Below are 19121 nucleotides of genomic sequence, written 5' to 3' on the forward strand. Positions count from 1 at the left end.
TCATACATCTCTATTCGCGCATATCTATTGCCTCGTGATAATTCCATCCACCAGAATATTCACTACTTCCTCTAATGCCTCACCATAGGAAAGCTTGCTCTGAATCAGGATGTCTCTCTGGAAGAACTGCTCTAAGGAGGCTTCCAGCATCATCTTTAAAACCGGTATGTTGATGCGGCGGATTACGCCTTCCTCCATGCCCTGTTCCAATAACGCAATGGTGGTCTCCCAGCCGGTCTCTAACCGAAGTTCCACCTGATGATAAATTTCCGGAAATTTATCTTTTAATAAATACATCTGTCGGAAATCGATTTCCTTATAGCTCTCCGGCATTACCCCTAGGATTTTCCGTATTTTTTCTAAAGTGCCAAGGCTTTCGTCTGCCATAACTTCCCGTTCACTTTCCTTGATGCAGTCAAACAGATAATCCACCATGGCAAGAAATAACGCCTCTTTATCTGCAAATACCTGATAAATTGTTTTCTTGCTGATACCAAGAATGCGGGCGATATCATCCATGGTAAATTTCAATCCCTTCTGGTTAAATGCCTGCATCGTGCCCTGCAATATTTTCTCTCTCAATTCCATTTTCACTACCCCTGTTCTCTGTGGAAACTACTTTTTGTTTTTCGGTTTCCTTAATTGTAACACCTTGGGATTTCCGTTACAAGAAACTGAATTACCAAAATTGGTTTCCTGAATTTGTGGATTTTGACGAGAAGGGGATTTCAACTATGCAAAATACCATTTATATTTTTTCAATTACAACATAACTCACTTCATTTTGCCCCCATCCTGATATCTTAACACTCAAATATTAGTAAAAGAGCCAGATACCTTAAAACAAAGATATCTGGCTCTTCATAATTATTTTATTTAATTTTGAATCTCCTCTTACAGGAAGATATACTTACAAATAAATAATACTGCAAGAATATACATCAGTGGAGTAATCTTCTTAGCTTTACCACAGATTAAGTTGATGATAACGTAAGAGATAACACCGATTGCGATACCTTCTGCAATGCTGTACATAAGAGGCATAGCGATTAAGCAAAGGTATGCAGGAGCTGCTTCTGTAATATCGTTGAAGTCAATCTTAACAATTGCAGATACCATAAGGAATCCAACGAAGATTAATGCAGGAGCGGTAGCAAATCCTGGGATTGCTGTAAAGATTGGTGCAAATAAGATTGCAATCAGGAACATGAATCCGGTTACAACAGATGCAAAACCGGTTCTGGCACCTGCACCTACACCAGCAGAACTCTCTACAAAAGTTGTGGTTGTAGAAGTACCAAGAACAGCACCAGCAGATGTTGCGATAGCGTCAGCTAATAATGCATTTTTAACTCTAGGAAGTTTTCCTTCTTTGTCTAACATGCCTGCCTTATCAGAAACACCGATTAAGGTTCCGATGGTATCAAACATATCTACAAATAAGAAGGATAATAATACTACGATAAAGTTAACAATACCTACACCGGTAAAGTCAGCTTTGAAACACTGTCCAAAGGTTTCTCCGATTTTGGTGAAGTCTGTCATTGCAAATGTAGGATATAAAGAATAGAATCCAGCTTCTGCATCAATCTGATAGATGCCTGCCGCCTGGCAGATCATACCAAGGATCCATGTAGCAAGGATTCCGATAAGGATGGAACCTTTTACATTCTTTACATATAAGATAATGGTAAGAAGTAAACCAATCAGTGCAAGTAAAGCACAGATTCCTTCTGTATGCCAGTTCTCTGTAAATTTAACATAAGATAATAAAGTAGAGCTGTTGTCAACAACAATGTGAGCACCCTGTAAACCAATGAAAGCGATAAACAGACCAATACCGGCACTTACACCTTTTTTCAGTGTAGCAGGAATGGCATTGAAAATTGCCTCACGTACGTTGGTCAGTGAAAGCACGATAAAGATGATACCTTCAATGAACACTGCCATTAATGCGACTCTCCAGTCATAACCCATATTTCCACATACTGTAAATGCGAAATATGCATTCAATCCCATACCAGGAGCTAATGCGAATGGATAATTAGCCATCAAAGCCATTGCAAGTGTTCCGATAAAGGATGCAAGACAGGTTGCAATCAGAACTGCAGTAGGATCCATGCCAGCAGCAGATAACAGGTTCGGGTTAACTGCCAGGATGTAAGCCATTGTCATAAATGTGGTAAGACCTGCAATTACTTCTGTCTTGACGTTAGTGTTGTTCTCTTTGAATTTGAACATTTTCTCTAACATTTTTCTTCCTCCAAATTGTTTTTTATACCTAAAGCCAGCCTCTCTGGCAATAAGTCATGGTAAACTTCTCTTCTGTAAATTATTTTCCTTCATATGTAATTACAGAAGCAACATCATAACCCTTCAAACGTTCTCTTCCCTTTAATCCAGCCAGTTCCATTAAGAAAATGACTTTGACTACTTCACCGCCAAGCTGCTCTACTAATTTGATAGCAGCTTCAATGGTTCCGCCGGTTGCGATTAAGTCATCTACTAAAACAACCTTCTGCCCCGGTTTGATGGAATCCTTGTGCATCTCAATGGTAGCCTGTCCATACTCTAAATCATAAGACTGTGAAATGGTCTCACATGGTAATTTTCCTTTTTTACGAACCGGTACAAACGGTTTATGCATTTCGTAAGCAATTGGTACTCCGAAAATGAATCCTCTGGATTCTGTACCGGCAACTACATCATATTCCACACCATCTAAAAGCTTGATCATGGAATCTATTGCAAGCTGAAGTCCGTCTGCATCCTGCAATACGGAAGTAATATCCCTGAAAATAATTCCCGGCTCTGGAAAATCCGGTATACTTCTTACATATTCTTCTATTTTTTTCATCTTAATACCCTTCTTTCTATTTACTGCCCTCTGTTTTAAAAAACACCTTTTTATTATAAATTTATACTGCCAGAAATACAAGCAATTTTTTATAAAATGTTAAGTTTTATCGTTACAATTTTTTATGAAAAGTTGCTATTTTATTGCAAATATATTAAGATGTTCTATACGAAAGAAAAGTTCGGAAAGGGGATTTTTTGTGAAAATTCTGATTTTATCCTGCAACACAGGAGAAGGACATAACGCCGCCGGTCATGCCGTGGAAGAAGCCGCTCTGGCAAGGGGACACGAAGTAAATTTTGTCGATGCCATGCAGCTTGGCAAAAGACATACTTCACGCCTTATCAGCGGACTTTATATTGGGATTGTAAAACATCTTCCGTGGTTTTTCGGTTTCATTTATAAGCTGGGAAGGCTTATCAGTAACCGCCATTTCAAATCTCCGGTTTACTGGGCAAATGCAAGGCTGGCGAAACCGCTTGCATCCCTCATCGAAGAAGGAAATTATGACATTGTGGTGATGCCGCACCTTTACCCGTCAGAGACCATTACTTATATGAAGAAACACAACATGCTGCCGGTAAAAGCAGTCGCTATCGGAACCGATTATACCTGCATCCCTTTCTGGGAGGAAACCAACTGCGACTACTACATTATTCCCCATGAGGATTTAGCAGACGAATATATAAAACGCGGTGTTCCAAAGGAAAAATTACTGCCTTACGGTATTCCGGTGCGACGTTCTTTTACCAAACATACGCCAAAGGATATTGCCCGCCGCAAATGCCACCTAGATGCTGATGCCCCGACCTTTCTCATTATGAGTGGAAGTATGGGATTTGGAAAGCTTGCAGTCTTTGCCATGGCACTTTATAAGCAGTGTAAAAATGACGAACATATCGTAATTATCTGCGGAAACAATAAGAAATTACAGTCTGTTCTCACCAAAGAATTCCGGCATTGCCCGCGGGTTCATGTCTTAGGCTACACCAGACATGTTTCCCTTTATATGGATGCCTGTGATGTCATCTTTACCAAGCCGGGCGGACTTACTTCCACTGAAACTTTAGTAAAGGGAATCCCAACTATCCATACCGCACCGATTCCAGGCTGCGAAACCGCAAACAGTGCATTTTTCGTAGACCGTGGTATTTCCTATGCCTCTAAATACATGATAGAACAGATTCGCCTTGGAATGCTGCTGATGCGAAGCCATGATTTACAGGAGGAAATGCATACCGCACAGCTCCGGGAGCAGAAATCCGATGCAGCAGAACGCATTGTGGACCTGTTAGAATCACTGTCTGAAAAATAACGACCGTAACTTTTGACCGAACAAGCGATTGTGAAAGCGTGAGGAGACGATTTGCCCCATAATATTACGCTGATTCACAGGAGGTTATCTTTCTCTACGAAATACCACAGTTCTAATATGCGTGTTTTTCTTTTTGTGATTAAAACAGTCTTTCCAATGTTTGTCAGAATAGCGGCACGGTTCGCCGAAGTGCAGATGCCTGATAAGGGCTGTTAGGGGCACTGGGAATTTCGTCTGGCAACAGGCAACGCTGGTACATGGATGTACCAGCGAGGCACAATTGAACAAGGATGTGAATTTGTGCCGGTTGCCAGATGAACTTGGCATTATATCGAAATTCCCAGTGCCCCTTGCAGGCATTATGCGGCATCTGCCCTCGACGGACAGTACCGCTATTCAGCCAAAGCAACCGGAAAGACAGTTTACATGCAAGAAAAACACGCATTCTAAGAACTGTTGGCATTTCATAGTGCACAAAGATAACTCCCCTGCGAATCCCGTAATATTTTCCAGCAAAATCTATCTCCTTCCGCAATCACCTGTTTATCGAAAAGAAAAGGAGCCTTTATATGAACCAGTCAATTATCACCTGCATCTTTTTTTCCATCGCCGGCTATCTCAGCGGCAGCATACTCTATGCCTACTGGATTCCAAAGATATTATTCCAGAAAGATATCTGTGCATTAAGTCCGGATGGAAATCCCGGCACTGCCAATGCCTTTGTGTACGGCGGATTCCGGGCTGGTATTCTTGCGCTCCTTTTGGAGCTTTTCAAGGGCTTTTTCCCGGTTGTACTCGCCCTACGGACATTGGATATTGACACTCCATACATGATTCCGATTCTGATAGCACCGGTTCTCGGACATGCGTTCCCATTGCAGTTTCATCCGAAAAACAGTAACAAAAAAGGCGGCAAAGCCATTGCCGTCTCCTTTGGTGTACTGCTTGGAATCTTTCCGGTTGTTCTGCCGGTTCTTTTCCTTGCAGCTGCTTATATTCTTTTTTCTGTGGTCTTAATTATCCGGCCACATCTTTTCCGGTCCATTATTACCTTTGGCGTATTCTGCCTTCTGGTCTTTCTCTTTGTGCCGGTTCTCTCCATTGACTTTGCCTGCCTTGGAATTGCACTGCTTGTTATCTATAAGCATCTTTGCGCTTACCAGAATGAGAAACTTTCCATCCGGTTTTTCTTTCAAAAATAGCTTTTTTAAGAGATACCTACCAGGAAATAACTTCGGTTCCCTCTTCGGTTACCAGAACCTGAATCTCCCACTGAGCACTTGGAAGTCCGTCTTCTGTATACACGGTCCAGTTATTTTCATCATCTATGTAGATAGCTTCTTTTCCCATATTTACCATTGGCTCAATCGTAAACATCATGCCCGGAACTAAGAGCATCTCGGTTCCTCTCTTGCTGTGATAGCCAACCCATGGCTCTTCGTGGAATTCTTTTCCAACACCATGTCCACCGATTTCTCTTACGATAGTATAGCCATTTTCATAAGCATGGTCATGCACTGCCTGACCCATATCTCCTAAAAAGCCCCATGGTTTTACCGCTTTTAAGCCTTCTTCCACACATTCTTTCGTTACCTGGACAAGACGCTTCTTTTCTTCACTGACATCTCCAATCAGAAACATTCTGGAGGAATCAGAAAAATATCCATCTAATATTGTGGAAACATCCACATTAATGATATCGCCATCCTTTAAAATAATATCCTCCGATGGAATACCATGGCATACCTCTTCATTAATTGACGTACAGACGCTCTTCGGAAATCCCTGATAATTAAGTGGTGCCGGGATTCCACCCATAGCTGTTGTTTTCTCATATACCATACGGTCAATTTCTTCTGTACTCATGCCGGCTTTGATATGCTCAGCCACATAATCCAGTACTGCCACATTAATTTTGGCACTTTCCCTGATACCTTCGATATCCTTCGGTGTCTTAATCAAATCATGGGTTGGCACAATACAGCCTGCCTCACGATACTTTTCAATCTTTTCATCAAATGACTGATGGCATGTCTTATACTTTCTTCCACTGCCACACCAGCAGGGATCATTTCTACCTATTTTTACAGACATTTCTATTTCCTTCCATTCTAATGATTCAATATGATATTCCCAAAATCCACTCTGTCCCAGAGCTTCTCATTCAGTTTATACTTATGTTCTTTTAAAATCTGCTCATATGGCTCTGCCCCGGCACTGTAACCGTCAAAATCACTGTTATTCTCTGCTGCTATCTGATTCTGATATTTCTGTGCCAATGCAGCTTTCTCTAACTGACGATCTATCTCTGCTTTATCAACGCCCAATCTTTCCTGCTGTTCCTCTGTCATATCCGTCCAGAAATCCTCCTGACGGCTACGAAGCTGTTCTTCTTCTTTTTCATCCAGCGTCAGTTTCTCTGCCATTGCCTGCCTGTAAAAGATTTCATCATGTACTGCCATTTCGATGACATGGGTCTTTGCTACTTCTTTTACAAACCTTCCACTGGTATGAAGATTCCAATACTTATTCGTATCATAATAATCATAGGCTGCTGCCTCATCTTCTACCTTCAGTTCCTCATAAGCGATATACATTGCCAGATCCCCCAGCTGCAGTTTTTCTCCATCTACTGTCAGGATATCTTCGGAAAGATACTCCCTGTATACAATCTTCCCCCTTCGTTCGGAAGCAAAGAGACTGATTAATAACAGTACCAGTAGAATCAGTATTGTAATGAACCATATGCGCTTCTTCTGTGATTTATTTTCACTCATACACTATCCTATTTGCAAAGCTCTGCTACAACCTGTCCGATTAATTTTCCATCTGCCTTGCCTTTTAACTCCGGCATAACTGTTTTCATAATCTGACCTTTATTTTTGGTTGCAATGACATCTGCAAATTTTTCTGTCAGAATCTTACGTACTTCTTCCTCAGAAAGCATTGCCGGTGCATATTCGCTCATAATGTCATAACGCTGCTGATATTCCGCAAGTAAATCTGTTCTTTCTGCCGGACAGGAATCAATCTGTTCTTTTACGGTCTTCATTTCTTTTAAAATCACACGGTTTACTAATTCTTCTTTTATGTCATCACGACAGCCTTCATCAATTGCTGTTTTCTTCACTGCAGAAACCAGCGAAGAAATTGCATCTTTTCTTGGTTTATCTTTTGCCTTCATTGCTGCTATCATTTCTTTTTGTAACTGTTCTATCTGCATTTCTTATTCCTCCTAAAATATTTTCTACTTTTTCATTATACGCAACTTGAAAGATTTTACAAGTTCTTAAAACCCCGCAGTAGTTTGCTTACTGCGGGGAATTTTTATCATTTTTCTTCTTTATGGATAACTTTTTACAATACACGCCGGACAGATATAATGCTTCGATAAGTTGCTGAGCCTGTCTTAATGCCGGTAGACGGTGAACTTGCATGGACAATCTGTCCTCCGCCCATATAAATTGCCACATGACCGGCATAGCAGACAATGTCACCTGGCTGGGCATTCTCATAGCTTACTTCACTTCCTGCCCGTTGTAATGCTACCGAACTATGAGGCAGGCTGATTCCAAAGTTTGCATAGACACTTTTAATGAATCCGGAACAATCTGCTCCATCAGTCAGGCTCTCGCCGCCCCATACATACGGGTTTCCAATAAACTGACAGGCATAAGATACTACATCACTTCCACTTACTGATGTACTAAAAGGAGGATTCAATCCACCTCCCCCTGTACTGCCACCAGTAGTGCTGTCACCTCCGGTATTGCTGCCATTATTATTTCCCGTTGTATTTCCATTATTATTGTTAGCAGTTGTTGTATTATTACCTTTATTATTATTCTGAGCAGCGGCAGCTGCTGCAGCTGCCTGCTCCTGTCTTATGATTTCATTCTGCTCATCAACAGTAGCTTTATACTGGGCTGCAAGACTCTGGGCTGATGCAAGCTGGGTATCAAAATCAGACATCTGAGACTGTTTCTCTGCAATCATGCTTTCATAAGAAGCCTGCTGTTCCTGATAAGACTGCTGCACTTCCTCTAACTCTGCCTTCTCTGTCTCCACCTGACTCTTAAGGTCAGCTACCTGCTGCACTGTCTCCTGATACTGCGTCAGAAGATTTCTGTCATAATCATAAATCTGCTGGGCATATTCCAGACGATTCAGTAAATCGGAGAAATCTGTTGCGCCCACCAGTGCCTCAATATAACTGTCATCCCCATTCTCATACATATATACGATACGCTTTTTCATAGCATCGTACTGGTTCTGTTCATCTTCCTGTGCCTGTGCAAGCTGTGCTGTCACATTATCCAGTTCAGTCTGCTTATCCGAAAGTTCCCCTTCCAGAATATCTAAGTTCATAATAATATTTACCAGATCTGCATCCAGTGCATCAATCTGGGACTGCAGTTCCTGCTGCTGGCTCTGTATATTCTCTATATCTGCATTGGCATTATCCAATGCGGTCTGTGCTTCACTCTTCTTGTTTTTAGCTTTTGAAAGAGCGCTTGCTGACGCACTTTGAAAACATGAAATTCCAAGAATTGCTACCAGTCCTGCTGCAACCAACCGCATTTTCCACATATGTTTTTTTCTGTGCATATTTCTGCTCCTTCCACTTTTGTGTATTTCCTATCATCTTAGTATAACATCATGATACCATCTTTACAATTAACAATTTATCGCCTTTTTGAATTTCTTCACTCTTTAAGTCGTTGGTTTCCATTAACTGGGAAATAGTCGTATGATTTGCCTTGGCAATTTTCCAGAGACTGTCCCCCTCTCTTACAATATATCCAGTAATTCCTGGCTGTCTCTGTAATTCTTCCATATCCCGTTCTGTAATTCTAATTTCATCCATTTTCTGGATGTTCTCCTGTGAAAATGCAATCAGATTCAGATTCAGTACTGCCTTTACCTCAATCTGGGTATTGTCTAAAAGAATCGCTGACAACTGCTCGATTCCCGCTTCCAGTTCATAGTTCATATCGTCTGTCATTTCCGGGACTTCAATCAACTGTTCAAAAGGAAATGTCTCCCGGCAGGTTCCAATCGGCATGGCATCGTCCGTGGTTACATAAAGGATTTCCACATTCAGGCTTCCTTCCACTTTAAGACCGTCTGCCTGTGGCTCCACATGGTCAATAAATGCCATTCCTTCGCAGGAACAAATCTGCAGGATATTCTCCTGATTCTTCTTTAAATTCATGTGGTCTGTCAACCGGCATTTTGCATAATTCTTTGCCAGCAGCCTGCTCATGGTAACTTCTTCATAAGCTGGTGTCATCTCTTCCCGCAGCGAATATACGTCCTCTACCACATCTGCCTCTGTTTCCTTCCAGATACAGATATCTAATTCTAACGTCATATCCAGACTGATTTTCCGGTCTTCTCCATCATAATCCGGTCTGACCTCTACTTCCACACTGGCAGGTGTTACCTGAATCCGATAGATTTTTTCCTCACTGCATCCCTCGCAGGCAAGTTCTCCGTTCAGTGGTATCGTCTCTTCTAACCATTCTAACCGGCGTTCTTCTTTCTGGGCATAATAAAGCAAAAACAGCCTTATTTCTCCGGTAAGCTGGATTTTTTCTTCTCGTAACCTCGTTTCCACACCCCGAAGCTGCACACTTTTCCATAAAATCTGTTCTACATCTGGCTTGCTCTGGGGCAACTCTATTTCCTGTTTCAACCGGTAATTATCTTTCTTACAGGTTTCCAATTCCAGAATATTATGCCTGTTCTGAAGGATTTCCAACGGATGTTCCATGGCTACTCCCGTAATCAGTTCCGTCTCCTTGCGCATCCGCATTTCTGCCTTCAGCATCACCAGTGCACGAACACTTAATTTTCTGGAATTAATAATCCCGATATTAATGTCTTCCAGTTCTGCTGTGACGTCCACCGGATCTAATTCATTCACTCCATCCATACTGATGGTTTCTTCAAATGGAATCTGTCCCCGCAGGCAGTCTAATTTATGCTCCTCCATATCGCTGCGGTAGAGCACATGAAAGATAAGATTCCCCTTCACATAAATACGTCCTTCTTTTACCTGTATCTCATCAAAGCGGATTTCACCTTTTTCTTTCAGTACTTTTACAATATCCGGCCGATAATCCGGTAGATTGTAATCATCATCCAGAGTAATCTGACTCATGGCACTGGCTTTTTCATAATTCATATGTATGTTCTGTTTCTTTATTTCCACTAAAAAAATCCCCTTCCTGAATGTTATTTCATTTTATTCAGGAAAAAGGGACTTTATTCTTCTAACATAATTTCATTCGGATATCTCTTGTGATGATATCTGTATAACTGAAAGATAATAACTGTGGCGGATTGCCTTCTCTTTCATCATCTACAAGAATCGTGAATACACTCGGATAAGCATTCTGTATTACACCACGCTGTACATCTACTTTATTACGACCTCTGTCCAGTTGAATCATTACACTGCTACCGCACTGCTGATGCACGGATGCCCGGACTCTGTTAATATCTGCTCTCTGCATATACCAGTTCCTCCTTTTTTATCCACGCTCTTTAGTATATCACCGTGTTAAAATGCTGTCAAAGGGAAAAAAGTACCATTTTTTCACTCAAACAACACGTTCTTGTCACATTTTGTCACCTCAACCACAATATATGGGAAACTTGGTGCCTTTGCCACCGTCTCATTCTCCCCCGGGCCAATCAGCGTTGTAACAAAACAGAGGGCATTCTGAGTCAGATAAACATCTTTTACGGAAATGCTGTAGCCTCCCGTTTCCTTCTCTCCATAGCCCCTTGCAATATAGAGTTTTCCGTTATCTTCATAAGTCAACTTGAAATCCATTTCCTTTCGTTCTTCAATTTCCTGCTTCAATTCTTCCGGCACTGCTTCCTCTTCTAACACGGTAAATTCCACGTCTTCTATTTTACTGCCATTGGTATCTTCGATACCGCAGCCTGCTGCTGCCAGTCCAATCCATGCTACCGCAAGCAGACCGATGACACTCCGGACAGCTTTCCTTGCTTCTATTGTTTTCCGTTTCACTTTCTTCTCCCTGTTTTTATTCTTTTCATTCTATTCCAAAATCCGGATTATCATGTTGTAATTCTTAAGTTTTACCGCTATAATAGGGAAAGAAATCAGTATTTTGTTTTTGAAATTTATATCCAGAAAGGAATTCTATCTCTATGATACGAGCAATTCTTGCACTTTTATTTGCTGTTCTTTACCTGATTCTTGGTATTCCAGTTCTCTTTGTAGAATGGATTATCCGTAAATGCAACCGCCATGCCGCCGATATCAGCAGTCTTCGCATGGTGCAGTGGGCATTCCGTGTGATTATGTTTATCTGTGGCGTTAAGCTGACTGTAATCGGGGAAGAAAATGTTCCAAAAGATGTTCCGGTTCTTTATATCGGAAATCATAGAAGTTATTTTGACATTATTATCACTTATTCCAGATGTCCGAGACTCACCGGTTACATTGCCAAAGACACCATGGGAAAAGTTCCTCTTTTAAACATCTGGATGAAGCGGCTCTACTGCCTCTTCTTAGACCGTACCGATATGAAGAAGGGCTTAAAAACCATCCTGACCGGTATCGACCAGATTAAAGCCGGCATTTCCATGTGTATCTTCCCGGAAGGTACCAGAAACAAGACTGAGGACGAAATGCTTCCTTTCAAAGCCGGAAGCCTAAAGCTCTCTGAGAAAACCAGATGTCCGATTGTTCCTATGGCAATCACCAATTCTGCTGATATTCTGGAAAATCATTTTCCAAAGGTAAAACCTACCCATGTTATCCTGCAGTATGGTACTCCGATTTATTTAGATCAGCTTTCTGCTGATGACCGCAAACATCTTGCTACCTATACACAGAATACGGTGCATGAGCTGCTGGCAGATAACCGGAAATATCTTTAAACCGCAAATATTGACGAAAAAAGGAACTGTAGCTTTGATGACTATACTTCAAAGTTACAGTTTCTTTTTTCATTTTTCTATATTATTATCAGACACTTCCTGTATTTACCATTTTAAAAAACATTTTCTTATGCTTCGGTTAATGCTGCCACCACTTTCGGGAATTCCATAAAATGTGATGCCTTGACTAAAACAGCATCTCCTTCTTTTACGGTAGCAAGAAGTTCTTCTGTCATCTCCTCACGGGTTGCATAATGTTTTACGGTCAGAGCCGGATTCTGTTTCTTCGCTCCTTCTGCCAGTTTCCCGGATAATGTTCCAACACAGAATAACAAATCAATCGGCAGTGTTCCGGCATAGGTTCCCACTTCATAATGAAGCTGTTTTTCATCCTCGCCTAATTCACCCATATCTCCAAGAACCGCTATCTTTCGTCCCCCTGCCTTAGACAGGACATCCAAAGATGCCTTCATGGAAACCGGATTCGCATTGTAGCAGTCATCAATAACCGTCATGCCCTTTGTGTGAATCAGATTAGTTCTTCCGCTGATGGTGGAAGCGGCTGCAATTCCACATTTAATTTCATCCATGGAAAGGCCTAACTGTTCTGCCACGCAGGTTGCTGCCAGTGCATTATATACATTATGTTCTCCCGGAATTGGAATAAATACTTCCATGTCTCCCTGTGGAGTGTGGAATTCTGCTGTCATTCCTTCTAAGCCATGCTCTGTAACTGCATCTGCACAGACAGAAGTCTCGCAGAGATTCCTTCCCTTGATTCCATAAAATACAGGCTTTCTTCCTGCCACCTGCTCTACAGTTGAAAGTTTGTCATCATCTCCATTTAATATCACAACACCATCCGGTTTCAAATGGGCAAAGCTTTCTGTCTTTGCTTTTAAGATTCCATCTCTGGTTTTCAAATTCTCCAGATGACATAAACCGATATTGGTAATAACCATAATATCCGGCTGCGCCATATCTGCCAGTTCATGCATCTCGCCAAATTCAGAAATTCCCATTTCCAGAACTGCAACCTGATGCTCTTTTTCAATCTGAAAAATAGTCAGTGGCAGACCAATTCCATTATTAAAATTTCCCTGTGTCTTATGTACCCGGAATTTTGTGCCCAGTACAGATGCAATCATTTCTTTGGTACTGGTCTTTCCAACACTTCCGGTAATTCCCACTACTTTAACGTCAAGAGTACTCCGATAGAAACGTGCCAGACGCTTCATGGCAGTTACGGTATCTTCCACCAGAATATAAGCTCCATCTACATCAAGACTCTGCTGGGACAGTGCATATGCTCCTTTTTTTAATACATCCGGAATAAATTTGTGACCATCGACCTTTTCTCCCGGAATGGCAACAAATAAATTTCCTGCCTTTACTCTCCGGCTGTCAATCTCTACTCCGGTTACGGTATATTCTTTTGCTTCATTCCCACCTATTAATGTTCCACCGCAGGCTTCTGCAATCTGTGCTAATGTCAGTTCCTTCATATCTGCCTTCTCTGCCCTTTCTTATGCTCCGTATTTCTCCATGGAAATATCAACCAGCTGCTGGCATAACTCTTCGAAGTTTACTCCTTCTACCTTGGCTTCCTGCGGCAGTAAGCTGGTTGCTGTCATACCAGGCAATGTATTTGCCTCTAAGCAGTATACTTCATCTTTTGCATTGACTAAGAAGTCGATTCTGGAATAGGTGTCCAGGCCTAACGCTTCCGCAACTTTTACTGCATGCTTCTGCATCTCTTTTGCCACACTGTCTTTAATATCTGCCGGACAGGTTTCCACTGTGCTTCCAGCCTTATACTTATTTTTATAATCGTAAAATCCTTCTTTTGGTGCAATCTCGATAACCGGCAATGCTCTTCCTTTGATGACACCTACTGAAAATTCTCTTCCCTCTACATACTCTTCAATTAAGATTTCATCTTCCCAGAAAAATGCATCCTCCAATGCTTTTGTAAAATTGCTTTCTTCTTTTACAATGGAAACCCCAATACTGGAACCACCGCAACATGGCTTTACCACGCAAGGCAACGTAATTCCGATTTCAGCCAGGCTGTCTTTTCTGTCCTTTTTCTTCATATAAATGCCCTTCGGACATGGGATTCCATTGGCTTCAAAAAACTGCTTTGCCATATTTTTATTCATGGCAATCGCACTGCTTAAATAGCCGCTTCCGGTATAACGGATTCCAAACAAATCAAAGGCTGCCTGAATCTTACCATTCTCTCCATTTTCTCCATGTAATGCCATAAATACAATATCTGCCATACGGCACATTGCGATTACATTTGGTCCAAAGAAGCAGGCAGACTGGTCTTTTCTACTCTTTCTTACCTTATCAAGATCCGGAGCCGTCTCCGGTATATCCGTTACTTTTACACTTGCTTCTTCTGAATGTTCAAAAATTCCAGTAATATCCTGTTCTTCTTCTCCATATCCCATAAACACATCCAGAAGAATAACCTGATGTCCATTCTTCCGCAATGCCTTTGTTACCATATCTCCTGTTTTAAAAGACACATCACGCTCTGTGCTCAAGCCGCCTGCCAAAACTACGATATTCATTCTCTAATGTCCTTCTTTCTTTCAGATTCAAATATGTATATTACATCTCTTTTTTCAATATGTATATTATACCTTTTTTTCTTAGAATGACAAGAGAATCTCACAAAGCAATCAAGATTGGTTCTCCGGGCTTTGCATTATGATTTTCAAACACCTGAAAAAGATGCTCTGCACACTGCTGTATATCCATGGCTTCTTCCGGCTGCTCCATCCATTTTAAAATTCCGGACTTGCAGAGCAAAAGATATGGCAATACCATATATTTATTGCTCCTTGTGCAATAATCGATACCCTTATTGCATAATTCCAGCGCCTCTCTGTAAATTTCCATCTCATACAAAAGATTAGCTTCATTGTAAAGTATCATCGGATATACCTTTTCTTTTTCTTCATCATCTACTTTTCTTACTTCCAGATAATCAGATAACTGCATCCAGATGCGGAGTGCCTGCTTTCTTTCACCAAGCCGCTGTTTCTGTACCGCCATACTGTTGATAATGTTGATTTCCTCAAAGGTAAACATCCGCTTCTGCACCAGATTTGCCAGCCCCGCCGGATGCGTCAGATGTAACGCTTCTTCCAGCTTTGCATATACAAGTTCCGGACAGACTCCTTCCTTACTGTCCAGCACCGCCTTTATGTATGAAAAGAACTGTCTGGTCAGTTTATCCTCTTGTTTATGTTCCGGTTGTCTCTGCCAGAGTTCCCTGCAGCCTTCCATATCATTATTTGCTACTGCATGCACCAGCTGTCGCATATAGGCATATAATTCCATTTCTTCCGCCGTTGCATGAATATTGCATATACCCATTGTCTTTCCAAGACGCTGCATAATAGCTTCATAATTTTTCCGCTTTGGTACCACAAATCCGTTTTCAATTTTTGATAAAGTTCCAGTTGAACAGATGCCAAAAGCAAGTTCTTCCTGTGTAATGCCAAGCTGTTTGCGGGATTCACATATATAATCCCCAAGATTGTAACAAGCCAATTCCTAACCTCCCTTTTCTCATAACCCATCGTATTGACTGTTCCATAGAAATGTCTTATCGATATATTATAACTACTGTAGCATAAAAATAGCGGTACCGCTATTGGCGTTTTGTCAAGACTGTTGTCAAAACGTTAACTGCGATACCGCTGTCTGCTACCAGTTATCCATAAGGAACTACCGGTGATAGTCTTTTTCGTTATATATCTAGAATTCCGGTTCAATCAGACCGTAGGTGTTACCTTTTCTCTTATATACAACGTTTACATTGTCATCCTCTGCATTTACGAATACAAAGAAATCATGTCCTAATAATTCCATCTGAACACATGCATCTTCCGGATACATTGGTTTCATATCGAATTTCTTGGTACGGATGATTTTAATTTCATCATCTGCTTCCACTTCTTTTTCAATATATTCCTTACGGAAATTGCTGTTGCTCTGCTGTTTTGTAATAATCTTATTCTTATACTTTTTAAGCTGTCTCTCAATAATCTCTTCTACAAGATCAATCGATACATACATATCATTGCTTACCTGCTCTGAACGGATAATGTGTCCAGGTACAGGAATCGTAACCTCGATTTTCTGTCTCTCCTTTTCTACACTCAAAGTTACAAATACGTCTGTGTCCGGAGTAAAGTACTTCTCCAGTTTTCCAATTTTGTCCTCAACTGCTGCCTTAAGACCGTCTGTCAATTCGATGTTTCTTCCTGAAATAGTAATACGCATGATGTCCAACCCCTTTGCCATTTATTTGATACAGACTGATATCATGGTTTTATTATACTATTTTGTACGAATATTTACAAGTTTTTTGTGCAATATTTACTGTATTTTTAGAGAATTTTTCGAATATCTTTCTGAAATCAGGAAATCTGCAGGATTTTTCAAAAGGGATTGCCTGTATTCTAAAATAAGTCTAAAATATAACTGTATTTTTTAACGCTTTCATCTGTGCTATCATTTTTCTAAGGCAGATAAAAACCAGAAAGGATTTGTTTCTTATGAATACTGTTTTAATTACCGGAGCTTCCCGGGGCATCGGTGCTGCTATCGCAGAAGTATTTGCCCGCCACGGTTATCAGCTCATTTTAAATTGCTGTCATTCCGAAACTGCTCTTAAGGCTTTGTCTGATGAACTTTCGGACAAATATCATGTCACGGTTCTTCCGGTTATCGGAGATGTCAGTGATCCGGATTTTATTGCCAATATGTTTGCCATGATTCACCAGCAGTCCCTTTCGGTTGATGTTCTGATCAACAATGCCGGAATCTCCCACATCGGTCTGTTGCAGGATATGACTTATGAACAATGGCAGCACGTTATAAACACCAATCTTTCTTCTGTTTTTTCCTGCTGCAAATATGCTCTGCCAGATATGCTGCACAAAAAATCAGGCCGGATTCTTAACATTTCTTCTGTCTGGGGAAATGTAGGTGCCTCCTGTGAGGTTGCTTATTCCGCCAGCAAGGGAGCTGTTAATTCCTTTACAAAGGCACTTGCCAAAGAGGTTGCACCCAGTGGAATCTCTGTCAATGCCATTGCCTGCGGCACCATTGATACTTCCATGAACGCCTGTTTTTCTGCCGAAGAGCGTGCTGACTTAGAATCCGAAATTCCCTGCGGCAGATATGGTACACCTGTGGAAACAGCTGAACTTGCTTATGCTATCGTATCACAAAGTCCATATCTCACCGGTCAGATTATTACCTTAGATGGTGGTTGGTGCTAATTTACATATGTGAATAGTTTGTGCTCCGTTGATATAATTTATCTTTCGTTTATTTTTGTCACTGGTTTTTTAACATGTTTTAAAATAGAGGTATTATTTACGAAAGATGAGGTTTGTATATGAATATCGGTTCTAAGTTACGATACCTGATTGAAGAAGCTAACATTACCCAGCGGCAGCTTGCAGATGCACTACATATCTCTCCCTCTGCTCTGAATGGATATATCAATCAGGGGAAAGAACCTGACTATGCAACCTTAGTAAGAATAGCCGACTATTTTCATACTTCCACCGACTATCTGCTCGGTCACAGTAACATCCGCAATGCCAGTCTGACGCATCTCAACAGCTGTGAGGGTGAACTGCTAAGTATCTATCATACTCTTTCCAGTTATAACCAGCAGCTTTTCTTAGAAGAATTGAAGGCTGTTGACCGGATGGTTTCCCGGGCAACAGCCTCGCCATTAAAATAGTTAATCTTCATCAAAGTAGCCGATGTATTTTACATCATGCTTTCCTTTCGGGAACATTTCATGGTACAAATCTACAAAATAGTCATCCGTCATGCTTGCGATGTAATCCACCACAAGCTGGTTCGGTTCTGTCTCCATGTATTGTTCCTTCGAAAAGGTTCTGCTGAACCGATTGTTTTCTGCCACATATGCAATATGGTGGCGGTAGAGCCAGGATTTTTCATTCTTATCCTTTGCATCTTTCAATAACTGATAGTACATCTCTTCAAACATCGGATTCAGATTTTCCCGGATGACTTTTTCGATTTTCTCATTGTGATAGATATACTCATAATTTTCAGTCTTTGCAAGCTTCAACTGTTGAAAATATGCTTCATCCATGGAAAGATATGGTTTTCCATAGCTGTTTTCAATGATGTTAACTACCATATTATTGATGATTTCCGCATTGCTGCTGCCTATAGTATCTCCGTTAAAACCTCTGTCATCCGGCAGAAGATGCAGGCGTACAGCATCCTGTCTGTCCTTGCCAAGATAGGCTATAATATCACAAATCCGCATTACACAGGCTTCCAGTGTTCCCGGCACAAGATGTTTAATTCCATCTTCCTTCTGATAGCACATTTCTACTTCTGTATCCAGATCTGCAAAGGTCTTCGCCTTTTTCGGCTGATACTCCTGCTGCTCCATTTCTCCATTATGGCATAGGACTCCATCCAGAGTCTGCAGGCTGATATTTCTCTGTCCCAGTACATCCAGTACACGCACACTGTGCACATTATGGTTAAAATATCGTCCCGTCTCTCCCCGCAAAAGTGCACTTAAAATTCTCTCACCAGCATGTCCGAATGGTGCATGTCCGATGTCATGCCCCAGGGAAATTGCTTCTATTAAATCCTGATTGAGATTTAATACATTTCCAATATTCCTTGCAATCCTTGAAACGAGCTGCACATGTTGCGCCCGTCTTGAAATGTCATCATTTCTGTAAAGGGAAAATACCTGCGTCTTGTCTCCATAACGGTTATAATAAGGCAGATGCATGATTTTCTCAATGTCCCGGACAAAGGGAGGCCTCCAGAGATTCGCCCTGTCATGATTCATCTCCCGGCGCAAAACCTGTTCTTCGGAAAAAGCATATGGATTTGCCCTATGCTCTTTTCTGTCTTCTATGATCCTTTGTTGTAATTTTTCTGAAAGATTATGATATGCTCCCATTTTCTGCTCCCTGCTCATATAATAAA

Annotated in this window: 20 protein-coding genes; 5 read left to right on the forward strand and 15 right to left on the reverse strand. The window is 41.2% G+C overall.

Annotated elements, in window-relative coordinates:
* Positions 1-24 precede the first annotated feature (24 nt).
* The 3 genes from DWX65_RS06170 to DWX65_RS06180 all read right to left on the reverse strand — a co-directional run bounded on the left by DWX65_RS06170 (position 25) and on the right by DWX65_RS06180 (position 2857).
* Positions 25-588: a TetR/AcrR family transcriptional regulator gene (locus DWX65_RS06170; RefSeq protein ID WP_117841322.1), complete on the reverse strand. Its 564-nt coding sequence runs from the start codon at positions 586-588 to the stop codon at positions 25-27.
* Positions 589-894: 306 nt separating this feature from the next.
* Positions 895-2253, reverse strand: a complete 1359-nt coding sequence (locus tag DWX65_RS06175) for an NCS2 family permease (protein ID WP_117841323.1) — start codon at positions 2251-2253, stop codon at positions 895-897.
* Between the two features lie 79 nt (positions 2254-2332).
* Entirely contained in the window at positions 2333-2857 is a 525-nt protein-coding gene (locus tag DWX65_RS06180; protein ID WP_117841324.1) for an adenine phosphoribosyltransferase, read from the reverse strand.
* Between the two features lie 199 nt (positions 2858-3056).
* Here DWX65_RS06180 and DWX65_RS06185 point away from each other — a divergent pair, with 199 nt between their 5' ends.
* Together DWX65_RS06185 and DWX65_RS06190 are read left to right on the forward strand one after the other, a co-directional pair.
* Positions 3057-4172: an MGDG synthase family glycosyltransferase gene (locus DWX65_RS06185; RefSeq protein ID WP_118173073.1), complete on the forward strand. Its 1116-nt coding sequence runs from the start codon at positions 3057-3059 to the stop codon at positions 4170-4172.
* Between the two features lie 569 nt (positions 4173-4741).
* On the forward strand, positions 4742-5374 hold the full coding sequence (locus DWX65_RS06190) for a glycerol-3-phosphate acyltransferase (RefSeq protein WP_117841326.1): 633 nt from the start codon (positions 4742-4744) through the stop codon (positions 5372-5374).
* A 16-nt stretch (positions 5375-5390) separates the two neighbouring features.
* Here DWX65_RS06190 and DWX65_RS06195 read toward each other — a convergent pair whose 3' ends face one another.
* The 7 genes from DWX65_RS06195 to DWX65_RS06225 all read right to left on the reverse strand — a co-directional run bounded on the left by DWX65_RS06195 (position 5391) and on the right by DWX65_RS06225 (position 11217).
* Positions 5391-6266, reverse strand: coding sequence for a methionyl aminopeptidase (locus DWX65_RS06195; protein ID WP_022244192.1), 876 nt, complete (start codon positions 6264-6266; stop codon positions 5391-5393).
* A gap of 17 nt (positions 6267-6283) precedes the next feature.
* Positions 6284-6949, reverse strand: a complete 666-nt coding sequence (locus DWX65_RS06200) for a hypothetical protein (RefSeq protein WP_118173074.1) — start codon at positions 6947-6949, stop codon at positions 6284-6286.
* An 8-nt stretch (positions 6950-6957) separates the two neighbouring features.
* Positions 6958-7395: a GatB/YqeY domain-containing protein gene (locus DWX65_RS06205; protein WP_022244194.1), complete on the reverse strand. Its 438-nt coding sequence runs from the start codon at positions 7393-7395 to the stop codon at positions 6958-6960.
* 134 nt (positions 7396-7529) lie between these two features.
* Complete coding sequence (locus DWX65_RS06210; RefSeq protein WP_118173075.1) at positions 7530-8780, reverse strand: C40 family peptidase; 1251 nt, start codon at positions 8778-8780, stop codon at positions 7530-7532.
* A gap of 49 nt (positions 8781-8829) precedes the next feature.
* Positions 8830-10362, reverse strand: coding sequence for a DUF3794 and LysM peptidoglycan-binding domain-containing protein (locus DWX65_RS06215; protein WP_147339145.1), 1533 nt, complete (start codon positions 10360-10362; stop codon positions 8830-8832).
* A gap of 88 nt (positions 10363-10450) precedes the next feature.
* Entirely contained in the window at positions 10451-10693 is a 243-nt protein-coding gene (locus DWX65_RS06220) for a Veg family protein (protein WP_022244197.1), read from the reverse strand.
* A gap of 83 nt (positions 10694-10776) precedes the next feature.
* On the reverse strand, positions 10777-11217 hold the full coding sequence (locus tag DWX65_RS06225) for a protease complex subunit PrcB family protein (RefSeq protein WP_242995111.1): 441 nt from the start codon (positions 11215-11217) through the stop codon (positions 10777-10779).
* A gap of 143 nt (positions 11218-11360) precedes the next feature.
* Here DWX65_RS06225 and DWX65_RS06230 point away from each other — a divergent pair, with 143 nt between their 5' ends.
* Complete coding sequence (locus tag DWX65_RS06230) at positions 11361-12095, forward strand: lysophospholipid acyltransferase family protein (protein ID WP_118173076.1); 735 nt, start codon at positions 11361-11363, stop codon at positions 12093-12095.
* 128 nt (positions 12096-12223) lie between these two features.
* Here DWX65_RS06230 and DWX65_RS06235 read toward each other — a convergent pair whose 3' ends face one another.
* The 4 genes from DWX65_RS06235 to hpf all read right to left on the reverse strand — a co-directional run bounded on the left by DWX65_RS06235 (position 12224) and on the right by hpf (position 16400).
* Positions 12224-13600 (reverse strand): UDP-N-acetylmuramoyl-tripeptide--D-alanyl-D-alanine ligase, encoded by a 1377-nt coding sequence (locus tag DWX65_RS06235; protein WP_118173077.1) that lies wholly within the window; start codon positions 13598-13600, stop codon positions 12224-12226.
* Positions 13601-13621: 21 nt separating this feature from the next.
* Complete coding sequence (locus DWX65_RS06240; protein WP_118173078.1) at positions 13622-14677, reverse strand: D-alanine--D-alanine ligase family protein; 1056 nt, start codon at positions 14675-14677, stop codon at positions 13622-13624.
* Between the two features lie 100 nt (positions 14678-14777).
* Positions 14778-15665 carry a helix-turn-helix domain-containing protein gene (locus tag DWX65_RS06245; protein ID WP_118173079.1) on the reverse strand — a complete coding sequence of 296 codons (888 nt, stop codon included), beginning with the start codon at positions 15663-15665 and terminating at the stop codon, positions 14778-14780.
* 207 nt (positions 15666-15872) lie between these two features.
* Positions 15873-16400: a ribosome hibernation-promoting factor, HPF/YfiA family gene (gene hpf, locus DWX65_RS06250; RefSeq protein ID WP_117698857.1), complete on the reverse strand. Its 528-nt coding sequence runs from the start codon at positions 16398-16400 to the stop codon at positions 15873-15875.
* Between the two features lie 275 nt (positions 16401-16675).
* Here hpf and ymfI point away from each other — a divergent pair, with 275 nt between their 5' ends.
* Together ymfI and DWX65_RS06260 are read left to right on the forward strand one after the other, a co-directional pair.
* Positions 16676-17404, forward strand: a complete 729-nt coding sequence (ymfI, locus tag DWX65_RS06255; RefSeq protein WP_117946201.1) for an elongation factor P 5-aminopentanone reductase — start codon at positions 16676-16678, stop codon at positions 17402-17404.
* 119 nt (positions 17405-17523) lie between these two features.
* Entirely contained in the window at positions 17524-17877 is a 354-nt protein-coding gene (locus tag DWX65_RS06260; RefSeq protein ID WP_022244205.1) for a helix-turn-helix domain-containing protein, read from the forward strand.
* On the opposite strand, the gene DWX65_RS06265 is transcribed toward DWX65_RS06260, so the two are convergent.
* Positions 17878-19113: a deoxyguanosinetriphosphate triphosphohydrolase family protein gene (locus tag DWX65_RS06265; RefSeq protein ID WP_242997826.1), complete on the reverse strand. Its 1236-nt coding sequence runs from the start codon at positions 19111-19113 to the stop codon at positions 17878-17880.
* Between the last annotated feature and the right edge of the window lie 8 nt (positions 19114-19121).

Source organism: Roseburia sp. AF20-18LB, from assembly GCF_003461185.1.
In the GTDB taxonomy this organism is placed as follows: domain Bacteria; phylum Bacillota; class Clostridia; order Lachnospirales; family Lachnospiraceae; genus Roseburia_C; species Roseburia_C amylophila.

Bases quoted from the DNA above. Each gene is read 5' to 3' on its own strand.
- DWX65_RS06175 (WP_117841323.1), bottom strand. From the start codon at position 2,253: ATGTTAGAGAAAATGTTCAAATTCAAAGAGAACAACACTAACGTCAAG.
- DWX65_RS06235 (WP_118173077.1), bottom strand. From the start codon at position 13,600: ATGAAGGAACTGACATTAGCACAGATTGCAGAAGCCTGCGGTGGAACA.
- DWX65_RS06265 (WP_242997826.1), bottom strand. From the start codon at position 19,113: ATGAGCAGGGAGCAGAAAATGGGAGCATATCATAATCTTTCAGAAAAA.
- ymfI (WP_117946201.1), top strand. From the start codon at position 16,676: ATGAATACTGTTTTAATTACCGGAGCTTCCCGGGGCATCGGTGCTGCT.
- DWX65_RS06260 (WP_022244205.1), top strand. From the start codon at position 17,524: ATGAATATCGGTTCTAAGTTACGATACCTGATTGAAGAAGCTAACATT.
- DWX65_RS06195 (WP_022244192.1), bottom strand. From the start codon at position 6,266: ATGTCTGTAAAAATAGGTAGAAATGATCCCTGCTGGTGTGGCAGTGGA.
- DWX65_RS06170 (WP_117841322.1), bottom strand. From the start codon at position 588: ATGGAATTGAGAGAGAAAATATTGCAGGGCACGATGCAGGCATTTAAC.
- DWX65_RS06215 (WP_147339145.1), bottom strand. From the start codon at position 10,362: ATGAATTATGAAAAAGCCAGTGCCATGAGTCAGATTACTCTGGATGAT.
- DWX65_RS06205 (WP_022244194.1), bottom strand. From the start codon at position 7,395: ATGCAGATAGAACAGTTACAAAAAGAAATGATAGCAGCAATGAAGGCA.
- DWX65_RS06210 (WP_118173075.1), bottom strand. From the start codon at position 8,780: ATGCACAGAAAAAAACATATGTGGAAAATGCGGTTGGTTGCAGCAGGA.
- DWX65_RS06240 (WP_118173078.1), bottom strand. From the start codon at position 14,677: ATGAATATCGTAGTTTTGGCAGGCGGCTTGAGCACAGAGCGTGATGTG.
- DWX65_RS06190 (WP_117841326.1), top strand. From the start codon at position 4,742: ATGAACCAGTCAATTATCACCTGCATCTTTTTTTCCATCGCCGGCTAT.
- DWX65_RS06180 (WP_117841324.1), bottom strand. From the start codon at position 2,857: ATGAAAAAAATAGAAGAATATGTAAGAAGTATACCGGATTTTCCAGAG.
- DWX65_RS06200 (WP_118173074.1), bottom strand. From the start codon at position 6,949: ATGAGTGAAAATAAATCACAGAAGAAGCGCATATGGTTCATTACAATA.
- hpf (WP_117698857.1), bottom strand. From the start codon at position 16,400: ATGCGTATTACTATTTCAGGAAGAAACATCGAATTGACAGACGGTCTT.
- DWX65_RS06220 (WP_022244197.1), bottom strand. From the start codon at position 10,693: ATGCAGAGAGCAGATATTAACAGAGTCCGGGCATCCGTGCATCAGCAG.
- DWX65_RS06230 (WP_118173076.1), top strand. From the start codon at position 11,361: ATGATACGAGCAATTCTTGCACTTTTATTTGCTGTTCTTTACCTGATT.